General features: G+C 69.3%; 9 protein-coding genes. 8 read left to right on the top strand and 1 reads right to left on the bottom strand.

Annotated features, from left to right (window positions below; translation table 11 throughout):
* Positions 1 to 164: 164 nt before the first annotated feature.
* On the top strand, positions 165 to 1,511 hold the full coding sequence (locus FNH05_RS21355; RefSeq protein ID WP_144590485.1) for a DEAD/DEAH box helicase: 1,347 nt from the start codon (positions 165 to 167) through the stop codon (positions 1,509 to 1,511).
* A gap of 13 nt (positions 1,512 to 1,524) precedes the next feature.
* Here the strand turns inward: FNH05_RS21355 and FNH05_RS21350 are convergent, their stop codons facing one another.
* Positions 1,525 to 2,589 (bottom strand): LacI family DNA-binding transcriptional regulator, encoded by a 1,065-nt coding sequence (locus tag FNH05_RS21350; RefSeq protein ID WP_144590484.1) that lies wholly within the window; start codon positions 2,587 to 2,589, stop codon positions 1,525 to 1,527.
* 164 nt (positions 2,590 to 2,753) lie between these two features.
* Between FNH05_RS21350 and FNH05_RS21345 the strand changes: the two genes are divergently transcribed.
* From FNH05_RS21345 to rhaD, 7 genes are all read left to right on the top strand, one after another.
* The gene (locus FNH05_RS21345) at positions 2,754 to 4,271 is read left to right on the top strand and encodes a sugar ABC transporter ATP-binding protein (protein ID WP_144590483.1); all 1,518 of its coding nucleotides are present in this window, start codon (positions 2,754 to 2,756) and stop codon (positions 4,269 to 4,271) included.
* Positions 4,268 to 5,311: an ABC transporter permease gene (locus tag FNH05_RS21340; protein ID WP_144590482.1), complete on the top strand. Its 1,044-nt coding sequence runs from the start codon at positions 4,268 to 4,270 to the stop codon at positions 5,309 to 5,311. The genes FNH05_RS21345 and FNH05_RS21340 overlap by 4 nt, the downstream gene beginning before the upstream one ends.
* Entirely contained in the window at positions 5,301 to 6,350 is a 1,050-nt protein-coding gene (locus tag FNH05_RS21335; RefSeq protein WP_144590481.1) for an ABC transporter permease, read from the top strand. The genes FNH05_RS21340 and FNH05_RS21335 overlap by 11 nt, the downstream gene beginning before the upstream one ends.
* Positions 6,351 to 6,377: 27 nt before the next feature.
* Positions 6,378 to 7,454, top strand: a complete 1,077-nt coding sequence (gene rhaS, locus FNH05_RS21330) for a rhamnose ABC transporter substrate-binding protein (protein WP_144590480.1) — start codon at positions 6,378 to 6,380, stop codon at positions 7,452 to 7,454.
* A 78-nt stretch (positions 7,455 to 7,532) separates the two neighbouring features.
* Positions 7,533 to 7,874, top strand: coding sequence for an L-rhamnose mutarotase (locus FNH05_RS21325; RefSeq protein ID WP_144590479.1), 342 nt, complete (start codon positions 7,533 to 7,535; stop codon positions 7,872 to 7,874).
* Positions 7,875 to 7,885: 11 nt separating this feature from the next.
* Positions 7,886 to 9,061, top strand: coding sequence for an L-rhamnose isomerase (gene rhaI, locus FNH05_RS21320; protein ID WP_144590478.1), 1,176 nt, complete (start codon positions 7,886 to 7,888; stop codon positions 9,059 to 9,061).
* Positions 9,062 to 9,341: 280 nt separating this feature from the next.
* Positions 9,342 to 11,028: bifunctional rhamnulose-1-phosphate aldolase/short-chain dehydrogenase (gene rhaD, locus FNH05_RS21315; RefSeq protein ID WP_144590477.1), on the top strand; the 1,687-nt coding region annotated here is incomplete at its 3' end.

Genomic DNA, 11,028 nt, shown 5'->3' with positions numbered 1-11,028 from the left:
GGTGCGCACGGTGCGCACCCGCCTTTCGCGTTTCTCACTCCGAACGCCGCCCTGCCCGCGCGGTGCCGTATCGTCGAAGGTCGCGGTCCGTCCAGTTCTGCCTCGGGCCGCCTTCTCACAGGAACACCGCCCGGGCAGGACACCCTGCTTTCGACGGAGATTCCATGGCGCCTTCCTTTGCCGAACTCGGCCTGCCCGCTTCCCTGACGGACGCGCTGGCAGCCCAAGGCATTCACGAGCCCTTCCCGATCCAGGCGGCGACGCTGCCCTCCTCGCTCGCCGGGCGGGACGTGCTCGGGCGCGGCCGGACCGGATCGGGCAAGACCTACGCCTTCGTCCTGCCCGTGCTGGCCAGGCTCGCCGGACGGCGCAAGCGCCGGGAACCGCTCCGTCCCCGTGCGCTGATCCTCGCCCCCACCCGTGAACTCGCGAGCCAGATCGAGGCCTCGATCGCCCCGCTGGCCCGGGCCCTGTCGTTGCGCACCCTTACCGTGTTCGGCGGGGTCAGCCCGAACCCGCAGATCTCCGGCCTGAAGGCGGGGGTGGACGTGCTGGTGGCCTGCCCCGGCCGCCTCGCCGACCACCTCGCGTCCGGGCACGTGCACCTCGACCGGGTCGAGATCACCGTCCTCGACGAGGCCGACCACATGGCCGATCTCGGCTTCCTGCCGGTGGTGCGGAAACTGCTCGAACGGACTCCCGAGGGCGGGCAGCGGCTGCTGTTCTCCGCGACCCTGGACGACGGTATCGACGTGCTGGTGAAACGGTTCCTGACCGATCCGGTCACGCACAGCGTGGATTCCGACCGTTCGCCCGTGGCGACCATGAAGCACCACGTCCTGCACGTCCGCGCGGACCAGCGGCTTCCGGTCCTGGTCGACCTGACCGCGGCCCCCGGCCGCACCCTGGTGTTCACCCGCACCAAGTACCGGGCCAAGGCACTGACCCGCCAACTGATCGCGTCCGGCGTGCCCGCCGTCGAACTGCACGGAAACCTCGGGCAAACGGCTCGCACGCGCAACCTCGCGGCGTTCGCGGAGGGCGCGGCGAGGGTGCTCGTCGCCACCGACATCGCCGCACGCGGCATCCACGTCGACGACGTCGCACTGGTCGTGCACGCCGACCCGCCGGTCGAGCACAAGGCCTACCTGCACCGTTCCGGCCGGACGGCGCGTGCCGGGGCGGAGGGCACGGTGGTCACCCTGATGACCGACGAGCAGCTCACCGACGTGCGGGACCTGACCCGTAAGGCCGGGATCAAGCCGACGACCACGAAGCTCGGGCCCGGCCACCCGCTGCTCACGGAACTCGCTCCCGGCCGTCGCACCTTCACCCCGCCGCAGGCAAAGCAGTCGCGGCCCGCCGCGAACCAGGCCGCCGTGAAGCAGGCGCCGCGGCGGAACGCGGCCCAGGCGTCGAACCGGAAGTCCCAGGGGCAGCGGAAACCGGCCGGAGCGCAACGGAAACCGGCGGCGCGGCGGGGCGGGTCCCGTACCGGCGAAGCGCGGTAGCGTTCGGGGTTTGTCACGCCCGCGGGTGGGTGGAGGCGCGGACCACTAGTTCGGGGGTGAACACCACCTGCTGGTGTTCGTGGTCCGGGTCGTTGGTCTCCTGCAGCAGGAGGTCGGCGGCCATGCGACCGAGCTGGCGGCGCGGCTGCCGGACCGAGGTGAGCGGGACGGCGGCCGCGGCGGCGAAGTCGATGTCGTCGTAGCCGACGATGGCCAGATCCTCCGGCACCCGCAGGTCCAGGCTCACGCAGGTCTGCAGCAGGCCCAGCGCGAGCAGGTCGTTGGCGCAGAAGGCGGCGGTCGGCCGGGTGGCGGCGGGCAGCCCGGCCAGCCTGGCCCCGGCGGTGCGGCCTTCGGCGACGGTCAGGGCCGAGGTGTCGAGGTCCACCAGGCGGTCGTCTCCGAATCCGGCGTCGCGCAGTGCGCGCAGTGCCCCCTCGCGGCGGTCCCTGACCTGGCCGAGGCTCATCGGGCCGCCGATGAAGGCGATCCGCTCATGGCCCATTTCGAGCAGGTGCTGGACGGCGAGCGCGCCGCCCAGCATGTCGTCCACCGCCACCGTGCAGTGCGTCCTGGTGGCCCGCGTCCGGTCGACGATGACCACGGGGGTGCCGCGCAGCGCGATTTCGTCGAGCACGGGGGCGTCCGGATCGATCGGGGTGATGAGGATGCCCTGCACGCGCTGCTGTTCCAGCCGGCTCAGGTAGGCGCGCTCCCGCTCCGGCCGGTTCGCGCTGTTGCACAGGAAGAGCGACAGGTCGCCCTCGTCGGCGGTGTCCTCCATGCCTTCGGCCACGTCGCTGAAGAACGGGTTGCTGCCGTCGAGCATCACGTAGGCGAGGATGCGGCTGCGGCCCGCCCGGAGCTGGCGTGCCGATTCGTTGCGGACGAACCGCAGTTCGGCCATCGCGGCCTCGACCTTGGCCCGGGTGGCCGGGCTGACGCGGTCCGGGCGGTTGAGCACGTTGGAGACGGTGCCGAGGGAGACCCCGGCGGCGGCGGCGACATCCTTGATGCCCGCCGTGCGGGTCTCGGCATGACCCGCGTCGTGCGCCGAGCGTGCTCCGTTGCCAGACATCAACCGCGCCCTTCGTTGAAACGTGCAAGCTTGACCGGAATGGTACCGCTGACCGCCCGTTCAAGGTCAACGCCAGTGCTTTTAACTCATCGTTGACTTTGCGTTCCCTCGAATAGTAGCGTCAGCGCGCCAGGTCTGTGAAACCTTTCATTCCGGAGGTTGCGATGGTGCGGCAGGACCCGGGCCCAGCGCCCCTGCTGGAGGTCCGTGGCGTCACCAAGTCATTCGGCGCGGTGGCCGCCGTCGACGGAGTCTCGTTCCCCCTGTACGCGGGCGAAGCGCACGCGCTCGTGGGAGAGAACGGCGCGGGCAAGTCGACCATTGTCAAGATGCTCGCCGGTGTGCACCGTCCCGACAGCGGTTCGCTGCTCGTGGACGGCGCGGAGGTGGACTTCGCCTCCCCGGCCGACGCCAAGGCCGCGGGAATCGCGGTCATCTACCAGGAACCCACGCTCTTTCCCGATCTGTCGGTCGCCGAGAACATCGTGATGGGCCGTCATCCGCGAGGCAGGCTCGGGATGATCGACCGTGCCGCCGTGCGGGCCGAGGCCGAGCAGCTGTTCTCCCGGCTCGGGGTGCGGATCGACCCGTCCCGGCCCGCGCGCGGACTGTCCATTGCGGACCAGCAGATCGTGGAGATCGCCAAGGCGCTTTCCGCCGACGCCCGCGTGCTGATCATGGACGAGCCCACCGCCGCGCTGTCGGTGTTCGAAGTGGAACGGCTGTTCAACGTGGTCAGGGCGCTGCGCGAGGAGGGCGCGGCGATCATGTTCATCTCGCACCGGTTCGAGGAGATCACCGAGCTGTGCCAGCGTGTCACCATCATGCGCGACGGCAGGCACGTCTCCACCGATCCGCTGGCCGACCTCACCGTCGACGAGATGGTGCGCCGCATGGTCGGGCGCGAACTGGACGCGCTGTTCCCCAAGCAGGACGTCACGCCCGGCGAAGTCGTGCTGGAAGTGGAAGGGCTGAGCCGCGAAGGCGTCTTCCGTGACATCTCCTTCTCGGTGCGGGCCGGGGAGATCGTGGCGTTCGCCGGGCTGGTCGGCTCCGGCCGGTCCGAAGTGGTCCAGGCGGTGTTCGGGGTCGACGAGCGCGACGCCGGGGTGGTCCGGTTGAACGGCAAGGAGCTCAAGCCGGGTTCGCCGCGCGCGGCGATGGCGGCGGGCATGGCGCTGGTGCCGGAGGACCGCAGGCAGCAGGGCCTGGTGATGGACCTGTCGATCGAGCGCAACGTGACCCTGCCCCGGTCCGGAGCACTCGCCCGGCTCGGATTCCTCTTCGGTGGCACGGAACGCTGTGAAGCGCAGCGCTGGACCCAGAGGCTGCAGACCAAGTTCGGCAGGCTCGGCGACGCCGTCGGCACTCTCTCGGGCGGCAACCAGCAGAAGGTCGTGCTGGCCAAATGGCTTTCCATGGCGCCGAAACTGCTCATCGTCGACGAGCCGACGCGCGGCATCGACGTGGGCACCAAGGCCGAGGTGCACCGGTTGATGTCCACATTGGCCGCCGAGGGGGTCGCGGTGGTGATGGTGTCCTCGGAACTGCCCGAGGTGCTGGGCATGGCCGACCGGGTGCTGGTGATGCGGGAAGGGCGGATCGTCGCGGAGATCCCGCGGGCGGAAGCGAGTGAGGACACCGTGATGTTCGCGGCCATGGGACAGGGGGCAGCGGCATGAACGCCACGAAGGCAGCGTCGGCCGTCCGGCCGGAAACCACGGCGTCCGGGAGATCGATCTTCGGTGCGATCTTCAAGGCCCGCGAGTCGGGCATTCTGCTCGCCCTGGTCGTGCTGGTCGCGTTCACCGCGACGCAGAACGCGCGATTCCTTTCCGGACAGAGCATTCGCGACATCCTGCTCGGCACCGCGATCCTCGCCGTGCTGGCCGTCGGGCAGACGATCGTGATGATCACCCGCAACATCGATCTCTCGGTGGGATCGGTGCTCGGCCTGTCCGCCTTCGCCGTCGGCAGCCTGATGCAGGGCAACCAGAGCCTGCCGGTCGTCCTCGTTCTGCTGGCCGGGCTCGGCGTCGGTGCGGTCTGCGGCCTGCTCAACGGTTTCCTTGTGCGGTTCGGGCAGGTCCCCGCCCTCGTGGTCACCCTGGGCACGCTCTACGCCTACCGGGGCATCAGTTACTTCTGGGCCGGCGGCAAACAGATCACCGCCGACGAGTTGCCGCGCCAGTTCCTGCGGTTCGGCAATTCCACGCTGCTCGGCCTGCCATGGCTGGTGCTCATCGCGCTGATCGTGCTCGTCGCCGCCGCCGTGGTGCTGCGCAACTACCGCGCGGGCCGCGAACTGTACGCGATCGGGTCCAGCCCGCAGGCGGCCGAACTCGCCGGCATCAAGGTCGGGCGCAACACCATCGTGGCGTTCCTGGTGAGCGGCGCGCTCGCCGGGGTGGCCGGGGTGCTGTTCGCGGCGCGCTTCGGCACCATCGACGCGGCCGCCGGTACCGGCTACGAGCTCAACGTGGTCGCGGCCGCCGTGGTCGGCGGGGTCGCGGTGTTCGGGGGCAGCGGCACGGTGTGGGGCGCCGGTCTCGGCGCGCTGCTGCTCACGGTCATTGGCAGCGCGCTGGCCGTGCTCGACATCAACCAGTTCTGGCAGCAGGCCATCGTCGGCGCGCTGATCCTGCTCGCGATCGGCGCCGACCGGCTGGTCTCCGTGCGCGTGGCCAAGTCACTGAAGAAGAGGGATTCCCATGTCCGCTAGCACCACGGCGCCCCGGCGCCGAGCGCCGTGGCTGGCGCGCCTTGCCAGCTGGGACGCGGCCGTCATCCTGGTGACGGTGATCGCACTGGTGGTCGCCTCCGGCGCCGTCGAGAACTTCGGCACCAGCCGCAACTTCACCTTCCTCCTGCTCGACCTGCTGCCGATCGCCCTGATCGCACTGCCGATGACCTTCGTCATCGTCACCGGCGAGATCGACCTGTCCGTGGCGAGCACGCTCGGGCTGACCTCGGCGTTCATGGGCGAGATGTGGGACAAGGGCCTGTCCATCGAAACGATCATTCCGCTGTGCATCCTGCTCGGCGCGGTGCTCGGCGCGTTCAACGGGTTCTTCGTGACGGTGCTGAAACTGCCCTCACTCGCCGTCACGATCGGCACCCTGGCCCTCTACCGCGGCCTGGCGTTCGTGGTGCTCGGGGACTCCGCGGTGGCGGACTTCCCGAACTCCTACACGTCGTGGGTGACCGGCACCATCGGCGGCGGTTCCGTGCCGAACGTGCTGATCCCGCTGATCGTGCTGGCACTGGCCTTCGGCCTCGTCCTGCACGCCACCCCGATCGGGCGTGCGGTGTTCGCCGCCGGGGCGAGTGAGCAAGCCGCGCGGTTCGCCGGGATCCGGGTCGGGCGGCTGAAGTTCTGGCTGTACGTGGTCAGCGGCGCGGTCGCCGGGCTCGCGGGTGTGCTGTGGACGCTGCGCTACTCCAGTGCCCGTGCCGACAACGGTTACGGGGCCGAACTCGCCGTGGTGGCCGCCGTGCTCCTGGGCGGCGTGTCCATCTTCGGTGGCAAGGGCACCCTGCCCGGCGTGCTCGCCGGCGTGGTGCTGCTGGCCACGCTGCAGAACGCGTTGCGGCTGCAGGACGTGTCCAACGAGGCGCTCAACATCGTCACCGGCGTGCTGCTCATCATCTCGGTGCTGCTGCCGAACATCGTCTCCTCGGTGCGGGCTGCGATCCAGCGCCGCCGAAGGCGGCTGCCCTCCTCCCCACCCGCGATTTCCGCAAGCCCCAGCCGGTCCTGAGCGGTAATTGAAGAAAGGTAAACGACAATGACCAGTCGATTCCTCACCGGCGCCCTCTCGGTCGCCACCGCGGCCACCCTGGTGGTGACGCTCGCGGCCTGCGGCGGCACCACGAAGAACGACAGCAGTGGTTCCGGTGGCGGCGCCAAATCCACCGCCCAGGCCGACCCGAACGCCGCGCTCAAGCAGGGCGTCAAGATGGCCTTCCTGCCCAAGCAGCTCAACAACCCCTACACCGACATCGAGGTCGGCGGCGGCAAGACCGCGCTCGACGAACTCAAGGGCCAGTACAAGCTGGTGGGCCCCAACGACGCCAGTGCCTCGTCGCAGGTGAGCTACATCAACACGCTCATCCAGCAGCAGCAGGACGTGATCGGGATCGCCGCGAACGACCCGAACGCGGTGTGCCCGTCGCTGAACCAGGCCCGCAACGCGGGTGTCAAGGTGGTGGCGTTCGACTCCGACGCGGCGAAGGACTGCCGCGACGTGTTCATCAACCAGGCCACCACCCAGGGCGTTGGCCAGAAGCTCGTCGAGATGGCGAACGAACTGGCAGGCGGCAGCGGTGAGATCGCGATCCTGTCCGCGACCCCGAACGCCACCAACCAGAACGCGTGGATCGACGTGTTCAAGAACATCCTGACCCAGCCGCAGTACGCGAACCTGAAGCTGGTGAAGGTGGCCTACGGCAACGACGACGACCAGAAGTCCTTCCAGGAGGCGCAGGGCCTGCTGCAGTCGTACCCGAACCTGAAGGTGATCGTCGCGCCGACCACCGTCGGCATCGCCGCCGCCGCCCGCTACATCAGCTCCTCGAACTACAAGGGCAAGGTCGCGGTGACCGGTCTCGGCACCCCGAACCAGATGCGCGAGTACGTCAAGGACGGCACGGTGGCCAAGTTCGCGCTGTGGAACCCGGCCGACATCGGCTATCTGGCCGCGTACGCGGGTGTCGCGCTGGCTTCGGGCCAGATCACCGGCGCCGAGGGCCAGAAGTTCACCGCGGGCAAGCTCGGCCAGTACACGATCGGCGCGAGCGGTGAGATCGTGCTCGGCCCGCCGACGGTGTTCGACGCGAGCAACATCGACAAGTTCAACTTCTGACGGCCTGAACGGGGAACCCGTGCGCTCCGCGATCCGCACCGCGGGTTCCCCGTTCGTTCCAGTCCATAAAGGACAACTTTGCCCAGATACTGTTTTTGCCTCCAGGTCAGACCGGAGCGGATGGCCGAGTACGCCGAGCGGCACCGCGCGGTGTGGCCGGAGATGCGGCAGGCCCTGCGGGAGACCGGCTGGCGCAACTACTCGCTGTTCCTCCGGGACGACGGCCTGCTGATCGGCTACGTCGAGGCGGACGATCTCGCGGCCGCACAGGCGGCGATGGCCGGGACCGAGGTCAACGCCCGCTGGCAGGCCGAAATGGCCGAGTTCTTCACCGGTCTCGACGGACGGCCACCCGATGAGGGCTTCCTGCTGCTCACCGAGGTCTTCCACCTGCCCGACAACGAGCGCGAAAGCGCCTGAAACGGAAAGACGTGATCGACTTGTCCGACCTGAAGGCCGTGAAAGAAGCCCTGCGGGCCCAGCGGATCGAGACGCCATCCTGGGCGTTCGGCAACTCCGGCACCAGGTTCAAGGTCTTCGCCCAGCGCGGGGTGCCGCGCTCCCCCGAGGAGAAGATCGCGGACGCCGCCACCGTGCACCGGTTCACCGGCATCGCGCCCAGCGTGGCACTGCACATCCCGTGGGACCGGGTGGACGACTACGGCGCGCTCACGCGGTACGCCAAGGACCTGGGCGTCGAGATCGGTGCCATCAACACCAACGTGTTCCAGGACGACGACTACAAGCTGGGCTCGGTGACCAACCCCGATCCCGGCATCCGGCGCAAGGCCACCGACCACCTGCTCGAGGCGATCTCCATCATGGACGCCACCGGCTCGCGGGACCTCAAGCTGTGGTTCTCCGACGGGCTGAACTACCCCGGTCAGGACGATCTGCGAGACCGGCAGGACCGGCTCGCCGAGGCGCTGCGCGAGGCCTACGACCGGCTCGGTGACCACCAGCGGATCCTGCTGGAGTACAAGCTGTTCGAGCCCGCCTTCTACGCCACCGACGTCCCCGACTGGGGCACCTCGTACGCGCACTGCGTCGAACTCGGTCCCAAAGCGACGGTGTGCATCGACACCGGCCACCACGCCCCGGGCACGAACATCGAGTTCATCGTGGCTTTCCTGCTGCGGCAGGGCAAGCTCGGCGCGTTCGACTTCAACTCCCGCTTCTACGCCGACGACGACCTGATGGCGGGGGCGGCGGACCCGTTCCAGCTGTTCCGCATCATGTACGAGATCGTGCGCGCGGACGCGCTCGATCCCTCCCACGGCATCAACTTCATGCTCGACCAGTGCCACAACATCGAGGCCAAGATCCCGGCCGTGATCCGCTCGGTGCTCAACGTCCAGGAGGCGACCGCGAAGGCGCTCCTGGTCGACCGTGACGCGCTGCGCGCGGCTCAGCGCGCGGGCGACGTGCTGGGCGCCAACGCGGTGCTGATGGACGCGTTCAACACCGACGTGCGGCCGCTGCTCGCCGAACTGCGCACCGAAGACGGTCTCGACCCCGACCCGGTCGCCGCCTACCACCGCAGCGGCTACCAGCAGCGGATCGAAGCCGAGAGGGCAGACGGACAGCAGGCAGGCTGGGGCGCCTAGGACGATATTGGAAATGGTTTGCGTGGCGGTGCGGGTAGCGGAACCTGACGCGGCCCCTCGCTGTGGGATCTCCTCCTCATGAATGTCAATTCGCTGCGTTGAACGCTGTCGGAGCTGGCAGTGTCGTTTCTGCGAGGAACCACGTCAGAACCCGCGGCGGTGCAAGCTGACAGCCCACCGCAAGCGGCTCCGCCGCTTGGAAAACACAACCCAGGACCTCCGCAAACCACGATCGCCGACTTTCCGACTCCGCACAACACCGTAGAACGAGGCGAAGGACATGACCGACAATCCCGCAGCCGAGCTGGTGGCTCGCAGCAACGCACTGGGCGCGGACCCGCGCAACACCAACTATGCCGGGGGAAACACCTCCGCGAAGGGCAGCGTGCTCGACCCGGTCACCAACCAGCCCACGGAACTGTTGTGGGTCAAGGGTTCGGGAGGTGACCTTGGCACGCTCACCGAGGCCGGACTGGCCGTGCTCCGGCTCGACCGGCTGCGCGCGCTGGTGGACGTCTACCCCGGCGTCGAGCGGGAAGACGAGATGGTCGCCGCGTTCGACTACTGCCTGCACGGCCGGGGCGGTGCGGCGCCGTCCATCGACACCGCGATGCACGGTCTGGTGGAGGCCGCGCACGTCGACCACCTGCACCCGGACTCGGGCATCGCGCTGGCCACCGCCAAGGACGGCCGCGAGCTGACCGAGCGGTGCTTCGGCGACCGGGTGGCCTGGGTGGACTGGCGGCGGCCCGGTTTCCAGCTCGGCCTGGACATCGCGGCGGTGAAGAAGGCGAACCCGCAGGCGATCGGGGTGATCCTGGGCGGGCACGGCATCACGGCGTGGGGCGCGACCTCGGAAGAGTGCCGGCGGAACTCGCTGGAGATCATCCGGACCGCCGAGAAGTTCCTCGCCGAGCACGGGGTGGCCGAGCCGTTCGGCGCGGTCGTACCCGGGTTCGAACCACTGCCGGAGGCCGAGCGCCGCGCCAGGGCCGCCGCGCTCGCGCCGGTGATCCGCGGACTCGCCTCCACCGATCACCGCCAGGTCGGCCACTTCGACGACCGGGACGTGGTTCTCGACTTCCTCGCGCGAGAGAAGCTGGCCCCGCTGGCCGCGCTCGGCACCTCCTGCCCCGACCACTTCCTGCGCACCAAGGTCCGGCCGCTGGTGGTCGACCTGCCCGCCGCGGCGCCGGTCGAGGAGGTGGTGGCCCGGCTCAAGGAACTGCACGAGTCCTACCGCGCGGACTACGCGGCCTACTACCGGCGGCACGCGACGCCGGACAGCCCGGCGATGCGGGGCGCGGACCCGGCGATCGTGCTGGTGCCGGGGGTGGGCATGTTCTCCTTCGGCAAGGACAGGCAGACGGCCAGGGTGGCGGGCGAGTTCTACGTCAACGCGATCAACGTGATGCGGGGCGCGGAGTCGGTGTCGGAGTACGCGCCCATCCCGGAGAGCGAGAAGTTCCGCATCGAGTACTGGGCGCTGGAGGAGGCGAAGCTGCAACGCCTGCCCAAGCCCAAGCCGCTGGCCGGGCGCGTCGCGCTGGTCACCGGCGCGGGTTCGGGGATCGGCAAGGCGATCGCCGAGCGGCTGGCGGCCGAGGGCGCCTGCGTGGTGATCGCGGACCTGGACGCCGAGGCGGCGGCGAAGGTGGCCGAGGGGATCAACACCACGGGCACCACCGACCGGGCGATCGCGGTGACCGCGAACGTCACCGACGCCGAGGCAGTGCAGGCTGGGGTGGACGCCGCCGCGCTCGCCTTCAGTGGTCTGGACCTCGTGGTGAACAACGCCGGGCTGTCGATCTCCAAGCCGCTGCTGGAGACGAGCGAGCGGGACTGGGACCTGCAGCACGACGTGATGGCCAAGGGCTCGTTCCTGGTTTCGCGTGCCGCGGCGAAAACGATGATCGCACAGGGGATGGGCGGGGACATCGTCTACATCTCCTCGAAGAACTCGGTGT

The organism is Amycolatopsis rhizosphaerae (genome assembly GCF_007713715.1).
In the GTDB taxonomy this organism is placed as follows: domain Bacteria; phylum Actinomycetota; class Actinomycetes; order Mycobacteriales; family Pseudonocardiaceae; genus Amycolatopsis_E; species Amycolatopsis_E rhizosphaerae.
Note: the sequence above shows the minus strand (reverse complement) of the source record. Positions and strands in the feature narration are given on the sequence as shown.